Source organism: Gracilimonas qinghaiensis (assembly GCF_046602855.1).
Classification (GTDB): domain Bacteria; phylum Bacteroidota; class Rhodothermia; order Balneolales; family Balneolaceae; genus Gracilimonas.
The window spans coordinates 66,640-93,160 of sequence record NZ_JBKINJ010000001.1 but is presented as its reverse complement, the minus strand read 5'-3'; the positions used below and the strand labels follow the sequence as shown (position 1 = coordinate 93,160).

The following is a 26,521-nucleotide window of genomic DNA, read 5'->3' as shown; positions in this document are numbered from 1 at the left end:
AAGGGAGACCGGTTTAGAGCTTCAGCTCAAAACCAGAGGGATGTGAGTGGGGCTACGAAACCAATTCCGCTTCCTGAAGCTCCTTACCCTGCCCCACCCCCGCTTTTATAATTTTCTGCACCAGTTCTTCTTCATCAGAAATTTCAGGTAAGCTTAATTCTTTGCCTTCATCGATCCATGCTGATAACTCTTGTGCAAAATGTTGATCGATCTGATAGACGACCTTCCCTCCCAGTTTTTTCAAAGCAGCCGCATTGCACAATTGTTCATACTGATTTTTTATGGGGATAGTGAGAAACTTTTTGCCCAGATACATCGCTTCAGAACTGGTTTCAAATCCCGTTGCCGAAACAATACCCAAGCAACTTTCAATACTTTCAAGGAAAGTTTCTTTGCCAACCGGATTGACTTCAACATTTCCTTTTTGATAGGCAGCGTCACAATTTGGTGAAAAGATATGCCACCTGACCTTTTTGATTTGCCTGAATATGGAAACAAGCGTCTCATGGTCAAATGCCGGCAGATAAACGGTAACATGATCCTCCCGAGCAGGACTCAGTTCACGGATATGCCTTCTAATGATGGGTGGCTCGATGAAGTCATCATACCTGAGATAGTGAGACCCAACTGAAGAAGTACTTGGAGCAAAATGTCTCATCAGGTTTTCTGCAAACGGTGATCGCTTTTCCGGTCGTGGCACCCTATCTGATAAGAACGAAGCCTGATGACTGATAGCTACGCAAGGCATTCCTGCTCTTTTCGCTGCCCAGGCTGTGACAGGTTCAAAATCATTTACTATAAAATCATAATTCTGGATCGATACTTTTTGAATATCGCGAACGAACCTGACAAAGTTCAAGCCTAATACTGTTTCAAAAAGATCAATACTCCCTCTGTTATCATATGCCAGACTTAATCCCCGTGCTTTGAAATCAACCGGGCCATCAATGGACATTTTGAAATTATAGCCACTGATCAGCACATCCACTTCTGCGTATTCCCGAAGTTTTGGCAATACCACCCTGGCACGACTGATATGACCATGTCCGGTACCCTGAACGCCGTATAATATTTTCATCCGATCATAACCTTATGATCGAACGTATGGCTTTTCATAAGCAGGTTCATTCTCGGGTTTTGCTGCAGAAACTTATCCTCACTGTACCGGTAAAGGTTCCATTCTGCTCCATCAAATTCCAAACAGGTCAGATTTTCGACCCAATCTCCGGAATTGAGATAGATCACCGAGCCTTTCTCATTTTCGTATCCGCGAATCTTGGGCTGATGAATATGTCCACACACCACATAATCATAACCTTCTTCTATGGCCAACTCCATAGCTGTCACTTCAAAATCATCGATAAAATTTACAGCTTGCTTAACACTGTCTTTGATCTTTTTGGAAAGAGAAAATTTTCCATAACCAAGCTTTTCTGACAGGTTATTCATCCACCGATTAAGCAAAATAAGTAATTCATACCCCTTACCACCCAATTTGGCCACCCACTTGCTGTGTTTCATGGTGATATCAAATATATCACCATGGAAGATCCAAACACTCTCGCCATTCATATCCAGAACCAGTTTATCCCTGATAAATAGAGGACCCAGTTGTAAACTAGAGATCTTACGGAGGGTTTCATCATGGTTGCCCGTCAGATAGTAGATGTCCACTCCGTTTGTCATCATAGTGATGAGGGTTCTGATCACATGCATATGGGCATCAGGCCAGTAGTACTTCCTGAAATTCCACATGTCGATAAAATCTCCATTTAAAACGACTCTCTTTGGATCAATGGAATTTAGATATTGTACGAGTTCGACAGCGTGGCAACCGACGGTGCCGAGATGGATATCAGAAAGAACGACGGTATCGAGAGGGCGTTTCATAGCTTTTTTAATAGATGATTTACAGCAAATATCGTACAGCTATGTTAACCCGGATTATCGGCAGCATTAAATATTGGTTACCATAGTGTTAGAGAATTATTAATGACACTTTTTAAATAGAGAGATCGTCCTATCATAAATAATTTCTATACTGTATTCATCTCTCTTAAGTTAAAGCTCCGTTCAAAATTAATTTTTACAGCCCCAAACGGAATGAGATTTTTTGCCTGACTCTCTTCCAAAAGCAGGTGATCTATAATACAAATACGCCCCTTGTTCACTGAGCCTGTCCTCTGTGAATACATCAAGTATATTGCAATCCACATTATCTCTGAAGAGAGTTTTTTGCTCTATGTCTTTTAGGTGACCTTCATATCTATTTGAATGGTCTGAAATATAGGAGCCTATTTTTTCCAGGTTGTAAACCCCAATTGTCACCATGGTTTGCAACCGCCCTGAAAGCCGGTTAAAAGAACTCTTTGCAATAGAATCTGCAATGGCCTCAGTTGAAATTTCAGGGTCTTCTTCAATCAAATTCACTTTATCAGATCTTATGTAAGATAAATGAAGATTCCGAGGCGAAGCTATCATAAAACTGGTTTTACCCAATAATTTATTGGCCATAAGGGGATTTCCATTATTACAGGTCGACAACACCAATAAATCAAACGACTTTCCGAATAAAGAAATATCACTTGTAAATACCTCTGTGTTAAATATGTGATCCGGGAACGATTGATGATAGACTAAGGAAGGGTCAGAAGGTATTTCATGACCATAATAAAACATGAACTTTTTTTTCACACCTTCGGTGCTTTTCTCTTCAAAAAGCTCTGCCTCTTTTACCAATCCACCTCCATAGGGTGAGTACCTCTCTTTCCCAATCAGCTTTCCGCCCTTATAATGGTATAACACTCGATCTTTTTTAGGAAAGAAAAAGAATCTCCTCTTTTCTTCTTTTTGATGAAAAATAAAAACTTCACCATTTAAAGATTTTTCAGCGACTTTTATCGCCTCTTCAAGAGCTTCTTTATCAGCATTTAGCCGCATTGAATCCATGTGATAGGTATAGTTGGCATCACCATGAATGATATACAAAAGCGAGTAATTTGGGAGTATGGAATTTTCCTCAAGCGCCTTTTGAGAAACAGAACACCCGGTCACAAAAATAATTGGAAGAAATAGTAAGACAAGTAAATGTTTCAACATAAAAAAAGCGTGAGTAATCCCACGCTTGAGTTTTTAAGTTATTCTTATCAGATCAACAATAATATAAGTACGATCAACAAGACCGTTGTCAGACTTAACGTTACCAGTCTGTCGGCCTGTTCTATATCTTGCTGTATAAAGTTTGCAAAGTTATTCAACTGACTGTTGGGAATGGTGCCATAACCATTTTCTCCATTTAACTCATCTCTTCTTTCAATCAGTTGATCTTTGAATTCAGCCAGATTTTCTTTTTCTGATACTGACACAGATTTCTTTTCACTCACCCTCTCAATGGCTTTTATGATATTACCAAGTGATTCATCCAATATCTCTCGCTTTTTATCAGGAGATTTAACTTCTTCTACTTCTTCCACTACTGAATTGATGTGCTTTTTAAGGAACTGATGACCATCATTTATCTGAGCATTAACTGATGTCAACGATCCCAAGAGACCCACAATCATAAAAGTAAATATAAGTTTTTTCATTTTCTCTTTAGTTAATTAGTATTAAATGTGTAAATATATTTATACACTTAAGTTCTTTGTTTAAAAAAACTTCATTTATCAATATAGTTCATCGGTCTTTAACTCACCAACCATAAATCATTACTTTTAGTTACTTATGAGCGAACAAAAAATAATCCATGTCCACCTGCCTAAAGAAGAAACCTACAAAACCACCTTAACAGCGGGCAAGCACGAGCTTATTGCCGATGAGCCGGAAAGCGTAAAAGGTGGAACCGATGCCGGTCCGGATCCTTATGACTATTTACTTATGGGACTCGGCTCCTGTACTCTTATGACGGTTAAAATGTATGCTGAGCGAAAAGGCTGGCAACTGGATGATATGTACCTTGAACTGCGCCATAACCAACGCCACGCTGATGATTGCAGGGACTGTGATGACCCAAAAAGCAAGATCGACCACATCGAAAAAGAGCTGATCATAAAGGGAGATTTTACTCAGGAGCAATTAGATAAGCTACTGGAGATCTCGAAGAAATGCCCTGTTCACCGGACGTTATTAGGTGACATCACTATTGATAGTACTCTCAGCAAGGAAAGACCATAGAATTTTAAATAGGCCTCATACAAATTTCGAATTATCCTGTCAAGACTACATTATTCCTTGAACAATATTGAATATTCGATATTCTTTAAACCCTACTCCCATCCCCAGGCAGGTAAGGGTGTTTCAGTTTCATTATCAAAACTAAAACGAATGCTAAAATAGCGATCAGTTCCAATTCTGCGGAGATTATAAGTGAAGTACTCGTCAGGCTCTACTTCTATCCACCAAATATTACTGGCTGCTGCAGGAATAAGGTCAGCTGTACCCTGATCAGCAGGGAAGGTCTGTAGATTGGATAATCCTGTATTGCTTGATGTTCCGCCGTACATGGTCACCTCATCTTCACTCCCATCCTCATTTCGGTGATCATGTTTTAGCTGAATTCGATCTCCGATCTTGGTCAAGATCCAAGTCCTGGAGCGATCTTCTCCTACAGAGAACGGGATATTTATTATCTCTTCATCACAAGAAAATACATGCATTACTAACTCTTGATTTCGAAAATCATCATCAGCCGGTGCCTCAAGAACCTCCCCAATAAATGCCTTGCCACATTGCTCACTCAGATTATTCCAGAATATATCTGAAGGCAATTGTTGTGCTGATACAATCAAAGGCAAAATCATAATCACAGTAAAAATTGAAAACTTCATAAGGCTACCTCAAAATTTTTGTTAAGAAAGGATATCGCAAAAATCATTTAATAGCGATTTAATAATTGATCATATCGTGAAGAAGTGTTTATAGCCATAGCTTCTGGAATTGTACTTCTCTGCATCATGTTCAATAAAAAGGAATAAATAACTATAAGAATGGGACTTACATGCAGTACAATTATTTAGGTAATACGGGACTTGTCGTCTCTGAACTATGCTTTGGCACTATGACTTTTGGTGGTGAAGGAATGTGGACAGCCATCGGGGAGCAACAGCAAGAGGAAGCTGACAAACTCATCAAAACATCGATTGATGCCGGTATTAATTTTATCGATACCGCAAATGTCTATTCCTTTGGACAGTCTGAAACCATACTCGGAAATAGTATAAAGAATCTGGACTTGAACCGGAATGAGTTGGTCATTGCTACAAAAGCTCGCGGTTCCATGGGAGACGATCATAATAATGAAGGGTTATCACGCTTCCATATTTTTAATTCTGTGAATAAAAGCCTGAAACGCCTGCAGATCGATCATATTGACATTTTATATGTTCATGGTGTTGACTCTGGTACTCCTGTTCGTGAGATCATGAGAAGCCTGAATGATGTTGTGAATTCCGGAAAAGTGAGATACATTGGAGTATGTAACTGGCCTGCATGGATGGTTATGAAAGCTCAGGGAATTGCCCGGCAAGAAGGCTGGCATGAATTTAAAGCGATGCAATACTTTTACTCTCTGTCCGGCCGTGACGCTGAAGACGCCCTGATACCGCTGGCTGAATCCGAAGAATTAGGATTTATGCCTTGGAGTCCCTTAGCCGGAGGATTCCTATCCGGGAAATATACCCGGGATAATGAAAAGGCCGGTGATGGCTCACGCCGGGATGAATTTGATTTTCCACCTATTGACAAAGAACAGGCTTACGACATTGTTGAAGTGATGGAATTCATCGCCGACAGTCATGGTGCAACGGTGGCTGAAGTAGCATTGGCGTGGGTCCGCGTTCAATCGGGTATCACCAGTACTATTATTGGAGCCAAGAATATAGAACAGCTTGAATCTAATCTTAGCTCCATAGATATTGCATTTACAGAAGAAGAGTTGGAAAAACTGGATGAGATATCAGCTACACCCGACCGCTATCCATTCTGGATGGAGAATTTTCAAGATACCGATCGTAGACTAAAAGCCGAAGAAGCAGAAGATTAAATCAGATCTGCTGATTCGTTACTTCTTATCAAAAACTAAATTTAAAGAGGGAGTATCAAACTCCCTCTTTTTTTGTCTACATCTCTTCTTCAACTACTTCAATTCCTTCCTGATATGCCTCAGTTGGAATACATGCACAAACGAGATTTCGATCACCGTAGGCATCGTCCACCCTGGAAACTGAAGGCCAGAATTTATCATATTTCAGATCTTCAAGCGGGAAAGCTCCTTTTTCACGGGGATAGCTACGGGTCCATTCATCTGAAACCATTACACGCTGAGTGTGAGGTGCATGCTTAAGCACGTTGTCGTCTTTATCTGCAATTCCATCCTCGACCTCCTGAATTTCTTTTCGGATAGAGATCATTGCATCACAGAACCGATCCAGTTCTTCAACAGATTCACTTTCAGTTGGTTCGATCATAAGTGTGCCCGGTACAGGAAAACTCATGGTTGGTGCGTGGAAACCATAATCCATCAATCGTTTGGCCAGATCCACAGATTCAATACCCGCCGACTGTTTGAATGGACGGAGGTCTACAATAAACTCATGGGCTGAACGACCGGTCATGCCGGTGTACAGGATCTCATAATGATCTTTGAGGCGATCCTTCAGATAGTTCGCGTTCAGGATCGCAAATCGTGTGGCATCGGTCAGTCCATCTCCCCCCATCATTCTGATGTAGGCATAGGAGATCGTCAGGATACTGGCACTGCCCCACGGAGCTGCAGATATAGCTGTGACGCCTTTTTCACCTCCGGTTTCAACTACAGAGTGTGATGGCAGGAATGGCACGAGATGTTTGGCCACACCGATCGGTCCCATACCGGGTCCACCGCCACCGTGTGGAATACAAAAGGTCTTGTGTAAGTTCAGGTGACAGACATCAGCGCCGATCTCACCCGGACTGGTTAAACCAACCTGTGCATTCATATTGGCACCATCCATATAAACCTGTCCGCCATGCTGGTGAATGATATCACAGAAATCCTTCACTTTATGCTCAAACACTCCATGTGTGGAAGGATAGGTGATCATAAGTGCTGCCAGCCGGTCGCTGTATTTTTCCGCTTTTGCCTTCAAGTCATCGTAGGAAATATTGCCATGATCATCCGTATCCACCACTACCACATCCATACCGGCCATAACCGCACTGGCCGGATTGGTTCCATGAGCCGACGATGGTATCAGAGCCACATCACGGTGATCATCGCCATTAGCGTGATGATAAGCACGTATGGTCATCAACCCGGCGTACTCACCCTGAGCTCCGGAGTTTGGCTGAAGAGACATTCCGGCAAATCCGGTTATCTCACACAACCAGTCACTAAGTTCATCGAACAGTTGGGTGTACCCTTCGGCTTGTTTCCGTGGTGCAAACGGGTGGATCTGACCAAATTCCGGCCAGGTCACAGGGATCATCTCTGCGGTGGCGTTCAACTTCATAGTGCAGGAACCGAGAGAGATCATGGAGTGAACCAAAGACAAGTCTTTGTTCTCCAATCGCTTCATGTACCGCAGCATTTCATGCTCGGAATGGTACAAGTGGAACACCGGGTGATCCATAAAATCTGTATTACGTTGTAAGGCTTCCGGGTAATCAACTTTGGCATTTTCAGCCTCGGCATATACATCAAATGACTTCTTCTTCCCCAGGGCCTCAGCAAAGATATTCAAAACAAGTTCAACATCTTCGAGATGTTTTGCTTCATCAAAAGAAAGGCCGATGGTATTTTCATCTACATATCGAAAATTCACGTCGTGATCTTCTGCGATTTCCCGAATTTTAGATGAGTCAGCTTTGACGGTGATGGTATCAAAGAATGTTTCAGTTACAACCTCAACACCCATTGCTTCAAGTCCTTTTTTAGTAAGTTTGGTTAATCCATGGACCTTTGAAGCAATTTTCTTCAAACCTTCAGGCCCGTGATAAACGGCATACATGCCCGCGATCACAGCAAGCAGTACCTGAGCGGTACAAATATTGGAAGTAGCTTTTTCACGTCGGATATGTTGCTCACGCGTTTGGAGTGCCATTCGGTAAGCCGGTTTACCCTCAGCATCCTGGGTAACTCCGATAATACGACCGGGTATCTTGCGCTGAAATTTTTCCAGGGTTGCAAAGTAAGCGGCATGTGGACCTCCATATCCCATCGGGACACCAAATCGCTGTGATGAACCAACCACTACATCCGCTCCCATCTCACCCGGGGCTTTTAATAAAGTAAGGCTCAATAGATCTGCAGCTACTACAGCAAATACGTTATTTTCATGAGCTCCTGAAATAATATCTGTGTAATCCTCTACCGAACCATCTGTGGCCGGGTATTGCAATAACACGCCGAATAGGCTTGGATCGGTCACATCCAGTTCTTTATGATCACCAACCAGTATCTTCACGTCGATCGGTTCTGCCCGTGTTTGAAGTACTTCTATCGTTTGGGGATGACATTGTTCTGATACAAAGAAGACATCCGCTTCCTTGCGTTTATTACCTTTGCGCTGTCCATACAACATACTCATGGCTTCAGCTGCAGCAGTACCCTCATCCAGCAAAGAAGCATTTGCCAGCTCCATGCCTGTAAGGTCAGTAACAACCGTCTGGAAGTTGATCAGTGCCTCAAGTCTGCCCTGCGCGATCTCAGCCTGATATGGAGTATAAGCAGTGTACCAACCGGGATTTTCAAGAATATTACGCTTTATCACGTTCGGCATATAAGTATCATAATATCCCATCCCGATAAAAGACTTGTAGATCTTATTCTTGTCTGCCAATTTTTTGAACTCAGCCAGAAAATCAGTTTCACTCAGTGAGTCAGGCAGGTCTAAAGGCTGTTGTAAGCGGATACCTTCGGGGATGGTCTCATCAATAAGCTCATCTAGCGATTCAGCTTGGATAACCTCCAGCATTTTATTTGTTGATTCCTGATTGGGTCCGTTGTGTCGGTGAGCAAATACTTCTCGATCGAAATTGATGTTCATTTATGCTTAAAACGTGTGGTTAAATATTTAAAAATGAAACACTGAATTGCCGTCTTACATTTCCAAAAAACAGCTTTAAATTCGGATTCTGTAAAATAAGGAAAAACGGGTTCAAAAAGGCATCATTTACCTATTCAATAATTCTGTTTGTCATTTTTTTTTGATTTATTACAGCTCTAATCAAAATCAGTATTTCCGCTAATTAATTTTATCAAATCATGGGAAAAGCACTAAAACTTTTAGTCGCCGTTTTGCTTTTGAGTACCGGCACTACTTTTGCACAGGATGCAAATACATTAAAAATTGTAATTGAACCTGAACCTGTTGTCGTAGAAGTTGGCAACGAACTTCAGTTACAGGCAAAACTGATAAACGCTCAGGGCCAAACTTTACCTGACACTGTTTTATTCTTTTCCAGAAACGGAGCCGATCTGGAAGTATCCCGTGAAGGGTATGTAAAAGCCAATAAGCCCGGAACCTACTCGGTTATTGCCATGAGATCCGGTCCTCGTGAGGATCGCGTTACCAGAAACTTTGAGATCGAGGTACCCTATCCTCCGATCGCTGAAGTGTCTTTTAAGAATGTACCCGACAATATTTATGCCAAAACAACGATCGACCTTCACGTGGATGTGACCGACGAAATGGATCTCATAAGAGAAAATCCGGATGTCACTTTCCAAAGCAGTAGCGAATCTGTTGCTATGGTAAGCCATGGCAAGTTATTGGCTCTTAAACCTGGAAATGCTCGCATTACAGCCTCCTCAGGAGGAAAATCTGCAACTCTTAACCTCAATGTTAAAAACAATCCAGCTGAGGTTATAGAGATAGCCAATACTGAGACAAATATCAGAACCGGTGATGTGATAACACTCAATGCCACAGCAAAAGCTGCTAACGGCCGTAATGTAGATGCACCCATCACTTACTCTTTTGTAGCACAACCTGATGACAATTTAGGGCAGGGTGCTGAAGGACAGATCAATCAAAAAGGAAAATTTGTAGCCAACGTACCGGGCACCTTTATTCTGAGTGCACGTTCCGGTGATGCTGTTACTGATCAAGTCATCAGGGTTCGTGAAAGAAATGTTGCCAAGGATGTTGAACTCATAGGTCATGCTGAAGTTCTTGACGTACACACTTCCGATCTATGGGTTTGGGAAGGTGTAGATGGACGTGACTATGCCATCACAGGCACTTGGGGCGCAAATGGCGATACTTATTTCTGGGACGTAACCGACCCTTCAAACATGGTAGCTGTAGACACTGTCCGTGTAGATGCCAGAACCGTAAATGATGTTAAGATCTCTGAAGACGGAACTATTGGCGTGCTTACCCGAGAAGGTGCCTCGAACCGCAGAAACGGTATCGTGATCTTGGATGTATCCGATCCGCGAAACGTAAGCGTGATCTCAGAATATACCGAAGGTCTTACCGGTGGAGTTCACAATGCTTTCATCTATGAAGATCATGTGTATGCTGTTAATAATGGACGCCGTTATGACATTATCAATATTGAAGATCCTGCCAACCCATATACTGTTGGCCGATTCGAATTAGATACTCCGGGACATTCTATCCATGATGTTTGGATCGAAGATGGAATTGCCTACTCCAGTAACTGGAGAGACGGTGTGGTGGCTGTTGATATCGGAAGCCGAAACAGTGAACTGGCTGACGCAGGCGGATCTCCTGAAAACCCAGTGATGCTTGGCAGTTATACCTACCCAAGTGGTCGAAATCATGCTGCCTTCCCATTTAAAAGTGAATCAACAGGTGATTTCTATGTTATTGCCGGCGATGAGTCATTCCCATATGGATTACCATCCCGCAGCAATCCTGTAGCTGCGGCCGGATGGATACACTTCATTAAATTCGACGGATGGGGTAATCCTGACGAAGTAGCCCGTTATCAGGTTCCTGAGGCTGGAACTCACAACTTCTGGGTTGTCGGTGATGTACTTTATGTGGCCTACTACAATGGCGGACTTCGCATTGTGGATATTTCCGGAGAACTGATGGGTAACCTGTACGATCAAGGCCGAGAGATCGCTAAATTTGAGCCAACCCATCCTGATGCTATCGTTCCAAATGCTCCGTTTACATGGGGACCACAGCCTTACAAAGGAAACATCTTTATGTCTGATTGGAATTCCGGCTTATGGGCTATCAAACTGGTTGATAAACCACAACAAGGCACTAACTAAATCAAATCAAGAATATTTGAACTATGCATTTTAAGAGAGTATTGCAGACAATTTTGATCGGTGGGTTTCTCGTATTGGGAACCTTTGGTCTTTTTGCTCAGGATTATTACCTGTACGTGGCAGCTGAATCTGATGATCAGGTTCACCTGATCCATTTTGATGGTGAATCACAGCAGGGTAAGATCACCGAGACCATCGATGTTGGAACCTGGCCACAGGAGAACGAAGGGCCTCACGGACTAAATATTTCCCCGGATGGTGAACATTGGTTCGTAAGTATTGCACACGGTATGCCTTATGGGTCGCTTTGGAAATATAAGACCGGTACCAACGAGTATGTCGATGAAGTAGAACTAGGGCTTTTCCCTGCTACCATGGACATATCCTCAAGCACCGGACTGTTATATGTGGTGAACTTCAACCTTCACGGCGATATGGAGCCGAGCACGGTTTCAGTTGTTGAACCTGAAACTATGATGCGACTTGATGACATCGAAACAGGGATCATGCCTCACGGTTCACGGGTCACCGATGATGGTACCCGGCAGTACCACGTATCTATGATGACAGATGAGCTTATCGAGATCGATACAAAAACACTTGAAGTATCCCGGCGACTCAAATTGGGTAAAGATACTGACAACAGTCATCAAACAATGACTGCAAGCTCCCATATGAATCACTCTGATCATGGAAAAATGGTTCACAATCCGGTTGAAAAACCAACCTGGGCTGATCCGCATCCAACCAAGCCTTTAGTTTACGTTGCCGGTAACGGTTCGGATGAGATACTTGAAGTGGATACAAAGAAATGGGAAGTCACTAAACGCTGGGATACGGGCAAAGCTCCATACAATCTTGAAATTAGCCACGATGGAAAACTTCTCGTTGCCACTTATAAAGGAGAAGGAGCAACCGGTGTTTGGGATCTCAAGAAAGGAGAAGAACTGGCCAAGATCCCTAACAGCCGAAAGGTGAGTCATGGCGTCACGATCTCACCTGACAATAAATTTGCCTTTATTTCTGTAGAGGGTATAGGCGGTGAGCCGGGGTCTGTTGACATCATTAACCTCCAAACACTGAAACGCGTTGATGTAGTTGAAACCGGGAAACAAGCCGGAGGTATTATATTCTGGAAAATGGACAGCTGATCTAAGCTAGAATATCCAAACCCTAAAACCCGGGATGGTATCCATTCCGGGTTTTTATTTTAAAGAGATCATGTGACTGACACTATGATCTCTTTCATTCTGTTTGGCAATGGTATCCTTATCAAGCGGGGAAACCTCATACCCAAGCTTTTCAGCTATACCAATGATCAAAGACTCCAACCGACCCTTATCCGTATTAAATTTCACCAAGGCTGAACCTGTCCTGATATCGATCTTTTTAGCCGCACGGCCTATCATATCCGCACAACGAATAATCTCTGCGCCACTATAGCTTTCCCTATCCGTTAGCGGGTTCGGTTTAAACGATTTCCTATGTACACTAAGCGATCTTATCTCACCTGATTTTTCGTCTTTTTGCAGCCACTCGATCTTGTGATCCACATCTTTGATGTAATAAGCAAGATATCTTGGCTTTTCACTTTCAATGTGAAAACTGAATTCCGAAACCCATATTTGCTTTACTTCTTCCATCGGAATATCAAACCATATACCCCCTGCTTCAACTTCCCAGACCAGCCTATCGCCTGAACTCTGCCGATTGTTGATATTAAGTTCAAGCATGGTATTGAAGGCGTCTGTCAGTTCAGTAATACCGGCTTCAGGTATCACTCTAAGTTTGGGATGATCATCTTCAACATCAATAAAATCAGGAGCATCATTTTCAAATGTGCAGGTCACACTGCTAATCCTTAAAAAGATACGGATCAGACCGTTTTTAATTGGAACTTCGAATGCTTTTAGAGCTTTGTTCATTACCAAAATTTTTCAATACAATTTATCTAAAGGTAGTAAATTTATTTTCTGCATAGTATCACACAAAATTTATATATTTAGCCATAGCTAATTTTATAATATGTTTAAGCAAATAACTTTAAACTAAATCAGTTTTATGGAATTCATTCCCGATTGGTTTCTCAACCTCAATCCGATCACACAAGCCCTTATAGGTGGTTTGTTTACCTGGGGTGTCACATCACTTGGTGCAGCACTCGTCTTTCTGACCAAAACCATCAACTACAAAGTACTTGATGGTATGATGGGATTTGCAGCCGGCGTGATGATAGCAGCCAGCGTATGGTCTCTCATTATCCCCGGTATTGATCTGGCTGAAGCTCAGGGCATGATCGGATGGATCCCCGCTGCCATTGGTTTTCTTTTGGGCGGGCTATTCTTACGTATTTGTGATGCATATATCCCCCACCTTCACATCGGTCTTCCACGTGATGCAGCAGAAGGTGTTGATACCAAATGGAAGCGTGCTACTCTTCTCGTACTTGCCATAACATTGCATAATATTCCGGAAGGACTTGCCATTGGAGTCCTTTTTGGAGCCGCAAGCATAGGAATGGAACTTGATGGCGGTGCAACGGTTGTTGGTGCCATTGCCCTGTCAATAGGTATTGGCATTCAAAATTTCCCTGAAGGTGTAGCTATCTCTATGCCCTTGCGCAGGGATGGTGTAAGCCGACTAAAGAGCTTTAACTATGGGCAGCTTTCCGCTATTGTGGAACCCGTTGCTGCAGTAATTGGAGCAGCAGCTGTTATCTATATCACTCCGGCTCTTCCATATGCCCTATCATTTGCGGCAGGTGCCATGATCTATGTTGTAGTGGAGGAGTTGATACCGGAAAGTCACCAACATGGTAATACAGACCTTGCTACACTTGGTCTCATGGTCGGTTTTGTTGTGATGATGGTGCTCGACGTAGCACTTGGTTAAACAACTTTTATTGTAATGCTGTTTATTCCACAATATCGAATAAATAAACAGATCGCTCTAAGATCATTGATATCAAAAACTGAAAATGCTTTCTAAATATCGGTGGGTATTTCGTACCTTTATTACCTTTCATATTCACAATAAAAGCATACTCCCTTGAGCGATAACAAGATCATTTTTTCTATGGTTGGGGTCTCAAAGACCTATAAACCAAATAAGACAGTATTAAAGGACATCTATCTTTCATTTTTTTACGGTGCCAAAATAGGTGTACTTGGCCTGAACGGGGCCGGTAAATCCACGCTGCTACGAATTATAGCTGGTGAGGATCAAGATTATCAGGGTGATATCAGTTTTCAGAAAGGCATCACATTCGGTTATTTATCTCAGGAGCCAAAACTGGACCCATCAAAGACGGTGAAGGAGATCGTAGAAGAGGGAGTGCAGGATACCATGGATTTGCTTAAAGAATATGAATCCATCAACGCACAATTCAGTGATCCGGATGCGGATTTTGAAAAGCTGATCGAGAAGCAGGCCAAGCTGCAGGAAAAGATAGATCAGATCGATGCCTGGGATATTGACAGTAAGCTGGAACAAGCCATGGACGCCTTACGCTGCCCGCCCGGTGAGGCTTCTGTGGAAGTACTATCTGGAGGAGAAGCACGCCGTGTAGCCCTTTGTCGCCTACTACTCAAAAAACCTGATGTCCTCTTATTGGATGAGCCTACAAACCACCTGGATGCCGAGTCCGTGCTTTGGCTGGAACAACATCTGGCCCGATATGAAGGAACCGTTATTGCTGTAACCCACGACCGGTACTTCCTCGATAATGTTGCCGGCTGGATCCTGGAACTGGATCGCGGTGAAGGCATTCCGTTTGAAGGCAACTACAGCTCTTGGCTGGAACAGAAATCAAACAGACTGGCACAGGAAGAAAAAGAGGAATCCAAGCGCCAGAAAACGCTCAAACAAGAGCTTGAATGGATCCAGCAGAATCCGAAAGGACGCCGTGCTAAAAGTAAAGCTCGTATCAACAAATATGAGGAAATGCTTTCAGAGGAACATGATAAACGCCGTGACGATATGGAGATCTTCATTCCTGCCGGACCGCGACTTGGGGATAAGGTTATTGTTGCGGATCATGTATCAAAGGGTTTTGAGGACCGACTTCTTATTGAAGATATGAATTTTCGCCTCCCGCCCGGCGGTATTGTCGGTGTGATCGGGCCAAACGGCGCCGGTAAAACCACCTTATTTAGAATGATTACCGGAGAGGAAGAACCTGACAAAGGAACCTTGGTCACAGGAGAAACCGTGGAGTTGGGTTATGTCAATCAAAAAAGGCCCCTGGATCCAAACAAGACCATTTGGGAAGAGATATCAGGCGGACATGATACTATCAAACTTGGAAACAGGGAAGTAAACTCTCGAGCCTACGTTGCAAGATTCAACTTCAGTGGAAGTGATCAGCAGAAGAAAGTAACAGAACTTTCCGGTGGAGAAAGAAACCGTGTTCATCTTGCTAAAATGCTTAAAGAAGGCGCCAATGTACTATTGTTGGATGAGCCTACCAACGACCTTGATGTAAACACTCTGCGGGCTCTGGAGGAAGCTCTTCTTGAATTTGCAGGCTGTGCGGTAGTGATATCACACGATAGATGGTTCCTTGACCGTATCGCAACTCACATTCTGGCTTTTGAAGGGGATTCACAGGTTTACTGGTTCGAAGGTAATTTCGAGGAATACGAAGAAAACAAAAAACAACGGCTTGGTATTACCGATGATCAGCCACACCGCATTAAGTACAAAAAACTGATGCGTTAAAAATTACAGTTGATAGATCAGGGGTCATCTGCCAATGTGTGGATTATTCCTGAATATCTTCAGGTGGAAAGGATGTTTCTGAAATGTCATTGTCCTTAGAACCTGTTTGGCTTGATTTCTTTACAACCCAATCATATATCCTTTGACAGTCTTCACCATTCAGATCTTCAACTTCAAAACTCATCCCGCCTGCCCCTGAAGCAACTGTAGTGCTTAGATTGTATACGTCTTTTCTTTTCTGAAATGGATTTTGGGACAACTCTACATTTTGAACCCGTATACGTTTTGCTATGGATGTGGTTCTGGATATCATTCTGAATCTCGATCTAATAAAATTCTCATCACTTCCGATCGCAGCATCTCTGTAGCGCAACCACCCTAGAACGCCCATCAGAGGCAGTAAGAACACCATCAGCCAGCCGTATTCCAAAATAGACCAAACGATTGGCAGCAAAACAAGTATCAAATACATCGGCCTTCTGATATATCGAAATTTAACCTTGGACTTTGGCGTTATCTCATATTCCGGCTCTCTGTAATCTGTTAGAAAGGTATTCAGGAATTCACTGAATTTACCGCCGGCCAAATAGGGGGCTATCACTATAGACCTTTCTTTCTGCGTTTGATTGAATCCCGCACTCTCAATATAAACCATGCCATATCCAAAAGGTTGACGTATCACTCCTTCCACAAAGCGTACAGCCTGAATTCGATCGAAAGGAATCGTAATGTGTTTCCGCTCAATAAGCCCACTGGTTACTATCAATTCCTTCGATGTTTTTTGCAACTGAAAATCGGAGTAATTGAAGATGACTCCAAGGAAGGACAATGTCCATGAGACCACTATAATGGCAATTACGATTGTTATGATCATGGTTACATTATTAAAACCCGGCAATACTTCATAGAGGTATTCAATAGTCTCTTCATTAATAACCTCATTTAACTGACCGGAAATTGCACCAAGAATAGAAGCGATCAGACCGAAGTTGCCTGAAGTAAATGCTGCATACACAAGATCCTTGTTGGGAAGTTTCCAGCTATCAAGTATCTCTTCCTCGTCATCCTGAAGCTGATCACCTGCATCATCTGTTGGAATCTCAGCCTCGGCATTTTTCTTACGCAACTCGGTTCGAAGTGCCTCAGCTGCTTCACGGGTTATTGCACTGATGGTCGCAGATTCAGTCCCACCACCTGCTGTTTTGATCTCGACCTTCACCAAACCAAACATTCGTTGTATCAGCCCTTCTGTGATATCGATCACCTGAATTCTATCTTTCGACATGTAGATGTTGTTCTTGACGAACACGCCTTTCTTGATCTGAAGCTCATCGTCTTTAACGCGGTATCGAAATACCCACCAACCAAAAACTCCGGCAATAAGTGAAAGACCAAGACCAGCTGCCAGGAAATACAGAAAATACCCCTCCGTATTTGATGTACCAATAAAAAACAGAATAATGAGTGTTATAAAATTCTGTTTTATGGTTTCAAAAACCTGTGAAACAGCTGCAACAGGATGTTGTTTCTTGAAATCAGACATCACCCTTAACTTTTCTCACCAGAGAAGATATTGTGTTACGTAATTCATTAGCAGTCTCATCATCCAAAGCAGGTATCTCGTGGGTTGTAGCGGCCGTAGATATGGTGACAGATGAAAGCCCGAATTTCCTGTAAACAGGTCCCTGACGCGTGTCTACATGCTGAACCCTATTGATTGGCACAAGCGTACGTTTTTTTATGATAATGCCCCTCAATAGATCAATTTCCTTTTCTGATACATCATACTTCCATCTTTGCCAGCGTAATTTGGGATACAGTAAACCGATCAGGAGATATAAAAATAAAGCTACGATCAACAGCACTGTGAATAAAAACCAGTCAATGCCCTGATACCAGTAGAGGTCAGTTCCAAATGTATCACCAATCGATATCGTTACATAAAATCCTAACGGAATGAACCATATCAACCCCATTATCAATGCGTTGACAGTCCAAGCTTTGATAGCGTTCTTATGAATTCGTTTTTCAGGTTCACTGTGCATAGATCAATATTTCAGATTAGCTGATAAGGTAGGAACAAGTTGCTACTAAAAAAATCAATTGCATAAAAAAAGCCACACAATGGTGGCCTTTTTATTCTACGCTGAAGTAGAAATTACATTTCGTTTTTCTTAGCCTGAATTTCCTGACGAATTTCGTGAGCCATATTTTTAAGGGTCATCAGATGCTTACGAGCCCGTGTTCCGGCTGCTTTGTTATCTTTCTCATAAAACTTCTCCATGTCAACTTGTAATTCTTCCACTACGTTGTTGATATCGTCCATTCTACTCATATGTTGTACTCCTAAGATTATATTTCGGTTAAGAGCATTTTTCTCAACGAAAAACACCCGCTACTAAAATGTACTGTACTTAAACAGTATTAAATTCTGCGTTAATTTAATAAATAAGTAGATAAATACATTTTTTTCTTTGTTATAATATTTGAGGGATTTTCTCATGTTTTGTTCCCTGAATTTCTTCAACACTAAACATAAGTATCAGACCTATTACCAAAAGCAGTAGAATGGCACTCATCCCCCAACGCTGACTATTCATCAGTAAGGTGATCCAACCTACCATAATAGGACCGGCAAAAGTGGTTACTTTTCCGGACAGAGCAAACAGCCCATACATTTGATTTCGTTTATCTTGTGGCGCCAACCTGCCCATAAAAGTTCGGCTTGATGCCTGGATCGGCCCTACAAATATACCAAGTAACAATCCCCATACCCAGAACCAGGTTTCAGATTCCACAAAAAGTACTGCCACTACGGGTATGATCAATCCAATTAAAGCACCTATTATGGTCTTCTTACTACCGCTTATATCATCAAGCCACGCAAAACCGAATGCACCTATGCCTGCTGTGACATTGAGCGCGATTCCGAACATAAAGATCTGACCTGTATCGAATTTAAACGTTCCCGCAGCGTAAACTCCTCCCATAGCAAAGATTGTGGCGAGTCCATCGTTATAGAAAATGCGGGCCAGCAAAAACTTCCCGATATTCGGTTCATCTTTAAGTAAGGCCAAGCCATTCCTCAATTCTCTTTTACCATCATATAAAGCCTTCCTGATGGTTTTATTCTTGGATGGTGTATCCGGCGTTTTAAAGAACATTGGGAGACTGAATACTGCGTACCATATTCCGGTGAACAGAAAGGTGATCCTTACATTTTGAAGTGATGCCTCATTTAATCCAAACAAGGAAGCTCCGTGTTCTACAAACCCAAAATATCCGATGATGAGGCAAAATAATCCTCCGGCATACCCCATAGCCCAACCCCACCCCGACCATTTCCCGATATTCAGACTGGTCGTCAGATCCGGCAGCATGGCGTTGTAAAAGATAAAGGAAAGTTCTGCCCCTAGTGTAGCTATAAACGCCATGATCAGGGCAAACCAGATGAAATCAGAGCTAGGTTCCGCAAACCAGAGCATACTGCAGCCGAATACACACATCAGGGTAAAGAAGCCGATCCAGGGCTTGCGCCGGCCACCTTCATCTGCAATTGCGCCAAGAACCGGTGCAGACAGAGCAATGACTAAACCTGCAATGCCGATCATATTACCCCAAAGTGCGGTTCCTGAAGTCTCGTTTTCTGCAATGGATTGGGCAAAATAGGCCGCAAATACAAAGGTTTGTATCATCACAAAATAGGCGGAATTAGCCCAATCATACATAGCCCATGCAAAGAGGCCTTTTGAAGAATTCGGTTTGGTCATTTTACGGTGTTATGAAAGATGAGACCGAATATCGCCTCTGAGAAGCGAAAAGCAAAATATAAGATAAGTCTTAGCTGATTCGGCTAACGAGTTTTTTTGCACCCTTTATACAATCCGGCACTGAAACGCCCCAACGATAATTTCCGCCAAAATGAATTCCTTGGTCCTTCTTTTCCGCATCGACCAATTTTTGCCGAATCTCTCCATAACCGACATGAAACTGTGGGATCGCATTTTCCCAAAGTATTGATCTGATATACATCGGGCCCTGATCTATTCCCGTTAGTTCAGAAAATTCTTTCAGGATCTCATTTTCGATGTCTGTTAATGGCTCATTCAATATTTCCAAATCATGTGCACCACCTGTCATCAACGTAAAATGAAAATGATCATCATTGCTTAAATCAGGGAAAATGCTGGATTTCCATATTGCTCCAAGCAACCGAATATTCTCTTTTCTCGGAATCAGGAACCCAAATCCATCTTTGTTAAAATTAATGTGCTCTCTCTTGAAAATGAGCTGTGTGGAAAGCATCGGTGAATATTTGATCTGAGCAAGTGTATCTCTTATATCCGATTCGAAATTTACAAGTAATGAAATCATTTCATGTGCCGGAAGACAACAAATAACCTGATCTGACCGGTAAATCCCATTATCTGTTGTTACCTGAAAGCCGGAATCAGCATTATGGATCTCTAAGATCTCTTCATGTTTTATATCATCGGAAAGTTTTGATTCCAGAGCTTCTGCCAACTGCTGCACACCTTTTTCAAAAGAGAGGACAACCGGTTTAACATCCGATTTTTCTTTTTTAGTGCGAAACGAGCCCATCACAAGAGAACCAAATTTTTGCTCATTTTCGGCTAGTTTTGGCAGAATTTCTTTCTTGCTGATGCTGTAAATATCACCGGCATAGATGCCAGAAAACACAGGGTCAACAAGATATTCCACCGCTTCCTTTCCGATTCTGCGCTCCAGAAAAGATCCGACGCTTTCATCTTCTTCCGTCCCCTTCGAAATAAAAGGTTCTGCCAAAATGCGCCATTTCCCTTTTGCAGACAAAACTTTGGTTGTAAATAGGGTCTTTGGAGAAGGAACAAGCTCCTGCAATTCCCTGTCTCTGACTATATATCGTGTTTTAAAAGCTTCAGATATCTCAATAATATCTTCTTCCAAACCAATTTCTTTAGCAAGATCACGAAGAGTCCCATCCCGGTCGCGCAGTGAATTAGGACCAAAATCTACGACGGTGCCATCAATTTCAGAAGAGGTTATCACTCCGCCTGTCTTCTTTTCTTTTTCGATGAGAGTAAAGGGAATGCCTTTTTTGTAAAGATACCACGCGGCAGACAATCCTGATATTCCACCACCTAAAACTAATACTCTTTTTTTATCGCCTGCATCTTTCATCAAATACCTCTCTTAACTAGAATTGACTAACCAGCAATGAAACAGCCATGATCCGGGTTTTACTGAATCATACTGTTTTTTCAACCGGCTTCAGCATATCTGTGCACCACGTTTCAAGAGCATCGATCCAAAGATCATTGTCATTTACACATGGGATCAACACCAGATCATCTCCGCCAGCTTCTACAAAATCTTCCTTGCCCCTAATGCCAATTTCTTCGAGTGTCTCAATACAATCAGATATAAAAGCCGGGCAGCAGACCGCTACTTTTTTAACTCCTTCTTCTTCAGCTAATCTAACGAGCTCATTATCGGTAGCCGGACTCAGCCATGGATCGATCCCAAGCTTAGACTGAAATGCAAAGCTGTAATTGAAGTCTTTGTTATCGAGGTCCAGATATTCGGCTACATTTTGTGTGGTTTTGACATCCTGATGTCGATAGCAAAATGTATGTGCAGGTGAGTTGACATTGCAGCAATCCACGCACTTAAGACAATGATCACCGGTGATATCCCTCTTCTTGATATGCCGTTCAGGCACGCCGTGATAAGAAAACATTAGGTGATCAATATCATGATCTTCAATGTATGGACGAATACTTTCCCCAAGAGCTTTTACATACTGAGGATCATCGTAAAATGCATCCTTGGTGATCATCTCCAGGTGTGGATATTTGTTCAACCACACTTCTTTGGCTTTTTCGATCACGGTCTCTGTAGTAGCCATGGCATATTGAGGGTAGAGCGGTATCATAAACACTCTTTCCAGGTCAGGATTTTTTTCCATCAACTCATCAAATCCTGCTTCTATGGATGGATTGCCATAGCGCATTCCCATGGCAACAGGTACTTCGTCTCCTAATCTTTTCTGAAGTTTATCAATCACTCTCTGCGTGATGACGATCAACGGTGAGCCTTCGTCCCACCAGATCAGTTCATAAGCTTCGGCCGATTCCTTAGGGCGAATCGGCAAAATAATACCTTCCACCAATGCTTTTCTTAATGGAGTTGGAAAATCAATGACTCTCTTATCTGTTAAAAATTCTCTCAGATAAACTTTAAGATCAGCCGGCTCATAACTATCCGGAGATCCGAGATTCACTAATAATATGCCTGTTTTAGATTGTTCCATGCCAGATTTTAATATAAGTTTAGTCTACAGTTACGTAATAACTCTGTTTAAGATAAATATTTTATGAAGTCAGATGATATTGGATCCGTGCTTATTGTTGGCTGCGGATGGGTCGGTAAAAAACTTGGACATTACCTTAGCGGTCAGGGCTATGAAGTCTATGGCACCACCAGATCTAAACAAAATTTTTCTGAGATCGAGGATCATAGTATCACGCCAATTAAGCTTCAACTTCCGGTGGATAAAATACAAAATATTGAGCTACCTAAAGTAGACTCTGTTATTATTTCAATATCACCCGGCCGGGGAGAAAACAGAGACGAATACCCGTTATACATCCGACAGCTTGCCAAGCTTTGGGAGGATTCTAACACACAGGTAATCATGTATAGTTCCACAGGTGTGTATGGAAAATCCAAAGGAACAATAACTGAAGAACATACTGTTCCAAACGAGGATAGCGATAATGCCTTATGCAAGGCAGAAGGAGAATTAAGAAAGATCCTGAAAGAATCAGTAATCCTTCGTTTGGCGGGACTTTACGGTGAAGATAGACATCCAGTAAAATATCTGGCCGGCCGAAAAAATATTTCTGATGGTGATGCCCCCGTCAATCTGGTTCACAGAAAAGACGTGATTCGCGCTACAGAACTCATGATAGAAGAAAGAGTGCGTTCCCAGATCTACAATATTTGTAGTCCGGTTCATCCCTCTAAAAGCAGAATTTATACTACTATTGCCAAAAGGCTTGAAATGGATAAACCCGAATTTTTACCGGGTGGAAATGATAACAAACAAATTTCTCCTGACAAATTGGTCGATAATTATGACTTCCTGTTTATGCACCCCGATCCATTGGATTATCGGAACTAATCAGTTTTAAGAGTCCCCTCTTCTTCAAGTAATTCCAGGGTAACCGTAGCATGACGTAAATGCGGTATGACTATACTTCCCCCCACGATCAAAGCTACATTCAGGGCATCTATGACTTCGGCTTTGGTAGAACCGGTTTTTGCACATTGCTCGAGGTGGTAATCAATGCAATCATTGCAGCGAAGTACAGCGGAGGCAACAAGGCCAAGGAGTTCTTTGGTTTGCGAAGATAGAGCCCCATCCCTATAGGTGTTTGTGTCCATGTTGAAGAAACGCTTGATACCCAGATGATCCAGGTCCATCACTTTCTCATTCATGATCTCACGCTCTTCTCTGAATTGTTCTAAACGGTTCTTGTCTGACATGGTGTGTTTTTTTTACTTTAAATTTCTGAACTGAAAATAGTTAGTATTCCCTTTGAAAACCTACTATACATTTATTGGATTTTGAATAGTCTGTCACTTAAGTATCTTCCTTAGCGTGCATGCTTTAGTCATACAAAATAATGTTCCGTAAAAAGAAAGAAGCTAAACACAAACTGGTAGTTATCGGTGACAGCCTTACACAGGGCTTCAACAACGGCGGTATTTACAGAACCGATATTAACTTTCCATCTTTCATCCGAAGATGTTTTGAACCAATGCCTGATTTCGATCAGCCCAGTTTTACAGCACAGGCCGGTATCCCACTGAATATTGAGGTTTTAGTGAGAGGGCTATCCGAAAAATATGGAGATGAGATCGAACTGTTAGAATTTCTCTCCGCATCCAAATATATGTTCACGACCTTTAAAAGGATAAAAAAATATTGGAAAGGTGGAATGAAAGAGCTTTCGGTGGAACGTACCACACCTTACCACAATCAATCGGTCTGGGGTTTCAACATCAGCGATTCCTGGATGGTAACTGAAAAGAACAGTCGCGAATACATTCAAAACAATCCAGAATCGTTTACAGTATTCAACATGCTGCCTGAGCATGCCAAATTCACCACAGCGCGCTTGGTTTTGAATCCTACTCTCAAAGAAGAACACGAAAGCCGGTCTCAGATCGACAATGCCCAAATACTGTCTGAAAACGGTGGAATAGAAAACCTGATCGTCTGCCATGGCCATAATAATATTCTTGCTGCCGTAACCGACCTAAAGCTTATATGGACCGAAGATGATGACGACCTGGAAGCTTTTCCGGGTGACCGTAATTACACGGTTTACCGTCCGGAACACTTTGAACAGCAATATCGAAAACTGGCTGAAAAGGTCTCAACTCTTGATGCCAAAAGAGTTTTTGTACCCACCATACCATACGTGACAATTCCTCCCGTTATCCGTGGTGTAAATTCAAATCTTTCAAGTAAAAGATTAGGTTATTTTGATTATTACACCCGTTTCTGGATTTGGGATGAAGACTTCCACCCTGACAAACATCCGCATCTAACCAAAGATCAGGCCATTCAGCTCGACTTTACCATTGACGCCTATAACGAGATCATAAGACAGGTTGCTGATGATTATGGGTGGACGGCAGTCCCGATAGCAAGAAATGTAGCCGGACTTGCAAGGCGTCGATTAGGTGGAGAGATGGTTCGTGACCTTCCTCATGGACTCGGAGAGGCTCTTCTTAACAGAGAATCCACAAAACATCTGGTTGATGAATCAGGTGACATAAAACTGACCACAGACTTCATCAGACTAAATGATGAGGGCAAGATCTATAAAGGCGGTATTTTCAGCCTCGATGGATTGCACCCAACCACCATTGGTTATGGCCTGATGGCCAATGTTTATATTAGAACCATGGCACGCGCCGGAGTTAAATTTGAAAAAGGTATTGACTGGAATGAAGTTGTAGCCGAAGATACCCTCATCAACAATCCACCTATCCTTCTCGCTGAGTTACGCATGGTTCTTCGAATGCTTGCCATGAATAATCAGGAAAAGATCTTCAGCGTAAGTAAAAATATACTCAGCCAGGTCATGGAGATCGTCTCTCCTCGTCGCCACGATTGATCTAACCCGCCTTATTTGGTATTCCCTCCCTACATTTTTACCTAATTTAGATTTATTCTACATAAGAATTGCATCATTTTATTTGACTCCTTAACTTAGAATCAGTCTAAATAATAATACAACTAATTAACAGTAACACTAATGAAGCTTTCAAAAATATTATCTGTCACGATCTTATCTGCTGTCGCATTTGTTGCCTGCGACTCTAACAATGATCCATCTATCGCGGCGCCCGACACTTATGAATTTACCCGAAATGGTGAATCTTCTGTGTCATTTTCAGGACAAACGACTCGAATACAAATGTCTACAGAATTAATTTCTGCGATGATGGATTTTAATAATACTACCGAAGAACTCCTTCTCGAAATGTATCGGAATGAAACTGCTACGGGCGGCGATGCTGATCCATTTCAAAACCCTGAGCTAAATGAAGCTACCAAGAATATTAAAGGTAAAGTTGCAGCTTCCACTGATTATTTCGCTTCTAATACTCAGCTCAGTGCTGACATCAAAAACCAATTCGAATTTTGGTTGAGTGCTCAAGTAAATGAAGTGTTTCCTAATGAAAATTCACTTGCAGCATCCGGACAACCAGGCCAAATTGCCGATGGGTCATCAACACGCTATGTAAATAGCAAAGGCTTTGAATACAATCAACTAGTAGGTAAGAGTTTGATCGGTGCCTTAATGACCGATCAAATGCTGAACAACTATCTAAGCACCTCTGTATTAGACGCCGGTACCAACCGAGAAGACAATAACAATGGTACTCTTGCAGAAAACGCTAACTACACTAACATGGAGCACAAATGGGATGAAGCATATGGATATTTATTCGGAAACGCTGATAATCCTTCCAATCCAACTGTGGGTCAAGGTAGCGGCTTTTTGAATACCTACCTGGGTCGTGTTGACAATGACGATGATTTCACCGGAATTGCACAGGAGACCTTTGAAGCCTTTATACTTGGTCGTGCTGCAATTGAAGCCGGTGCTTACGACATACGCGATCAACAAGCACAAACTATTCGTGAAAATATTTCTACAGTAATAGCTGTTCGTGCTATCTATTACCTGCAGTCCGGGAAAAGCGCCCTAGAGCAATCCACCCCTGATTACGGAGCAGCATTTCACGATCTCTCTGAAGCCTATGGTTTCATGTTTAGCCTGAAATTTAGTCGGGTTCCAAATTCTGATAGTCCTTACCTTTCTTCACAGGAAATTGATGTTATGTTGGATCAATTAGAAGACGGAGAGGGGCTGTGGGATATTGAACCAAGTGTATTGGACGATATGTCTGAAACGATTGCGGCTCAATTTGATTTCACTGTAGAACAAGCCGCTAGTTAAAATAATCTTTTATAATTAAGCTGGC

The 26,521-nt window shown here is 42.3% G+C and carries 23 protein-coding genes; 9 read left to right on the top strand and 14 right to left on the bottom strand.

The window, feature by feature from the left end; genetic code table 11:
• Positions 1-52 precede the first annotated feature (52 nt).
• The 4 genes from ACKGJO_RS00430 to ACKGJO_RS00415 all read right to left on the bottom strand — a co-directional run bounded on the left by ACKGJO_RS00430 (position 53) and on the right by ACKGJO_RS00415 (position 3,587).
• The gene (locus ACKGJO_RS00430) at positions 53-1,078 is read right to left on the bottom strand and encodes a glycosyltransferase family protein (RefSeq protein WP_411321425.1); all 1,026 of its coding nucleotides are present in this window, start codon (positions 1,076-1,078) and stop codon (positions 53-55) included.
• A complete protein-coding gene (locus ACKGJO_RS00425; protein ID WP_411321424.1) occupies positions 1,075-1,890 on the bottom strand; it encodes a UDP-2,3-diacylglucosamine diphosphatase in 816 nt (271 codons plus the stop codon). The genes ACKGJO_RS00430 and ACKGJO_RS00425 overlap by 4 nt, the downstream gene beginning before the upstream one ends.
• Before the next feature lie 189 nt (positions 1,891-2,079).
• On the bottom strand, positions 2,080-3,099 hold the full coding sequence (locus tag ACKGJO_RS00420) for a hypothetical protein (RefSeq protein ID WP_411321423.1): 1,020 nt from the start codon (positions 3,097-3,099) through the stop codon (positions 2,080-2,082).
• Positions 3,100-3,146: 47 nt separating this feature from the next.
• Entirely contained in the window at positions 3,147-3,587 is a 441-nt protein-coding gene (locus ACKGJO_RS00415; protein WP_411321422.1) for a hypothetical protein, read from the bottom strand.
• Positions 3,588-3,723: 136 nt separating this feature from the next.
• On the opposite strand from ACKGJO_RS00415, the gene ACKGJO_RS00410 reads away from it, so the two are divergent.
• On the top strand, positions 3,724-4,173 hold the full coding sequence (locus ACKGJO_RS00410; protein ID WP_411321421.1) for an OsmC family protein: 450 nt from the start codon (positions 3,724-3,726) through the stop codon (positions 4,171-4,173).
• A gap of 92 nt (positions 4,174-4,265) precedes the next feature.
• Here the strand turns inward: ACKGJO_RS00410 and ACKGJO_RS00405 are convergent, their stop codons facing one another.
• Positions 4,266-4,787 carry a hypothetical protein gene (locus tag ACKGJO_RS00405; RefSeq protein ID WP_411321420.1) on the bottom strand — a complete coding sequence of 174 codons (522 nt, stop codon included), beginning with the start codon at positions 4,785-4,787 and terminating at the stop codon, positions 4,266-4,268.
• A gap of 209 nt (positions 4,788-4,996) precedes the next feature.
• Here ACKGJO_RS00405 and ACKGJO_RS00400 point away from each other — a divergent pair, with 209 nt between their 5' ends.
• Positions 4,997-6,040: an aldo/keto reductase gene (locus ACKGJO_RS00400; protein WP_411321419.1), complete on the top strand. Its 1,044-nt coding sequence runs from the start codon at positions 4,997-4,999 to the stop codon at positions 6,038-6,040.
• A gap of 76 nt (positions 6,041-6,116) precedes the next feature.
• On the opposite strand, the gene gcvP is transcribed toward ACKGJO_RS00400, so the two are convergent.
• Complete coding sequence (gene gcvP, locus ACKGJO_RS00395; RefSeq protein ID WP_411321418.1) at positions 6,117-9,023, bottom strand: aminomethyl-transferring glycine dehydrogenase; 2,907 nt, start codon at positions 9,021-9,023, stop codon at positions 6,117-6,119.
• A 218-nt stretch (positions 9,024-9,241) separates the two neighbouring features.
• Between gcvP and ACKGJO_RS00390 the strand changes: the two genes are divergently transcribed.
• Together ACKGJO_RS00390 and ACKGJO_RS00385 are read left to right on the top strand one after the other, a co-directional pair.
• Positions 9,242-11,230 carry an LVIVD repeat-containing protein gene (locus tag ACKGJO_RS00390; protein WP_411321417.1) on the top strand — a complete coding sequence of 663 codons (1,989 nt, stop codon included), beginning with the start codon at positions 9,242-9,244 and terminating at the stop codon, positions 11,228-11,230.
• A 23-nt stretch (positions 11,231-11,253) separates the two neighbouring features.
• Positions 11,254-12,381 carry a YncE family protein gene (locus ACKGJO_RS00385; RefSeq protein WP_411321416.1) on the top strand — a complete coding sequence of 376 codons (1,128 nt, stop codon included), beginning with the start codon at positions 11,254-11,256 and terminating at the stop codon, positions 12,379-12,381.
• Positions 12,382-12,435: 54 nt separating this feature from the next.
• On the opposite strand, the gene ACKGJO_RS00380 is transcribed toward ACKGJO_RS00385, so the two are convergent.
• Positions 12,436-13,155: a hypothetical protein gene (locus ACKGJO_RS00380; RefSeq protein WP_411321415.1), complete on the bottom strand. Its 720-nt coding sequence runs from the start codon at positions 13,153-13,155 to the stop codon at positions 12,436-12,438.
• A 136-nt stretch (positions 13,156-13,291) separates the two neighbouring features.
• Here ACKGJO_RS00380 and ACKGJO_RS00375 point away from each other — a divergent pair, with 136 nt between their 5' ends.
• A complete protein-coding gene (locus ACKGJO_RS00375; protein ID WP_411321414.1) occupies positions 13,292-14,122 on the top strand; it encodes a ZIP family metal transporter in 831 nt (276 codons plus the stop codon).
• Between the two features lie 156 nt (positions 14,123-14,278).
• Positions 14,279-15,949 carry an energy-dependent translational throttle protein EttA gene (gene ettA, locus ACKGJO_RS00370; protein WP_411321413.1) on the top strand — a complete coding sequence of 557 codons (1,671 nt, stop codon included), beginning with the start codon at positions 14,279-14,281 and terminating at the stop codon, positions 15,947-15,949.
• 43 nt (positions 15,950-15,992) lie between these two features.
• On the opposite strand, the gene ACKGJO_RS00365 is transcribed toward ettA, so the two are convergent.
• From ACKGJO_RS00365 to hemH, 6 genes are all read right to left on the bottom strand, one after another.
• On the bottom strand, positions 15,993-17,492 hold the full coding sequence (locus ACKGJO_RS00365; RefSeq protein ID WP_411321412.1) for a PH domain-containing protein: 1,500 nt from the start codon (positions 17,490-17,492) through the stop codon (positions 15,993-15,995).
• Positions 17,485-17,994, bottom strand: a complete 510-nt coding sequence (locus ACKGJO_RS00360; protein WP_411321411.1) for a PH domain-containing protein — start codon at positions 17,992-17,994, stop codon at positions 17,485-17,487. The genes ACKGJO_RS00365 and ACKGJO_RS00360 overlap by 8 nt, the downstream gene beginning before the upstream one ends.
• A 113-nt stretch (positions 17,995-18,107) precedes the next feature.
• The gene (locus tag ACKGJO_RS00355; protein WP_411321410.1) at positions 18,108-18,284 is read right to left on the bottom strand and encodes a histone H1; all 177 of its coding nucleotides are present in this window, start codon (positions 18,282-18,284) and stop codon (positions 18,108-18,110) included.
• 142 nt (positions 18,285-18,426) lie between these two features.
• Entirely contained in the window at positions 18,427-19,719 is a 1,293-nt protein-coding gene (locus ACKGJO_RS00350; RefSeq protein ID WP_411321409.1) for an MFS transporter, read from the bottom strand.
• A 70-nt stretch (positions 19,720-19,789) separates the two neighbouring features.
• Positions 19,790-21,130, bottom strand: coding sequence for a protoporphyrinogen oxidase (gene hemG / locus ACKGJO_RS00345; RefSeq protein WP_411321408.1), 1,341 nt, complete (start codon positions 21,128-21,130; stop codon positions 19,790-19,792).
• A 67-nt stretch (positions 21,131-21,197) separates the two neighbouring features.
• A complete protein-coding gene (gene hemH / locus ACKGJO_RS00340; RefSeq protein WP_411321407.1) occupies positions 21,198-22,262 on the bottom strand; it encodes a ferrochelatase in 1,065 nt (354 codons plus the stop codon).
• Positions 22,263-22,325: 63 nt separating this feature from the next.
• Between hemH and ACKGJO_RS00335 the strand changes: the two genes are divergently transcribed.
• Entirely contained in the window at positions 22,326-23,135 is an 810-nt protein-coding gene (locus tag ACKGJO_RS00335) for an NAD-dependent epimerase/dehydratase family protein (RefSeq protein ID WP_411321406.1), read from the top strand.
• On the opposite strand, the gene ACKGJO_RS00330 is transcribed toward ACKGJO_RS00335, so the two are convergent.
• Positions 23,132-23,500, bottom strand: coding sequence for a carboxymuconolactone decarboxylase family protein (locus ACKGJO_RS00330; RefSeq protein WP_411321405.1), 369 nt, complete (start codon positions 23,498-23,500; stop codon positions 23,132-23,134). The genes ACKGJO_RS00335 and ACKGJO_RS00330 overlap by 4 nt on opposite strands.
• A 140-nt stretch (positions 23,501-23,640) precedes the next feature.
• Here ACKGJO_RS00330 and ACKGJO_RS00325 point away from each other — a divergent pair, with 140 nt between their 5' ends.
• Together ACKGJO_RS00325 and ACKGJO_RS00320 are read left to right on the top strand one after the other, a co-directional pair.
• Positions 23,641-25,143, top strand: a complete 1,503-nt coding sequence (locus tag ACKGJO_RS00325) for a hypothetical protein (RefSeq protein WP_411321404.1) — start codon at positions 23,641-23,643, stop codon at positions 25,141-25,143.
• A 141-nt stretch (positions 25,144-25,284) separates the two neighbouring features.
• Positions 25,285-26,496: a DUF4856 domain-containing protein gene (locus tag ACKGJO_RS00320; RefSeq protein WP_411321403.1), complete on the top strand. Its 1,212-nt coding sequence runs from the start codon at positions 25,285-25,287 to the stop codon at positions 26,494-26,496.
• Positions 26,497-26,521 lie beyond the last annotated feature (25 nt).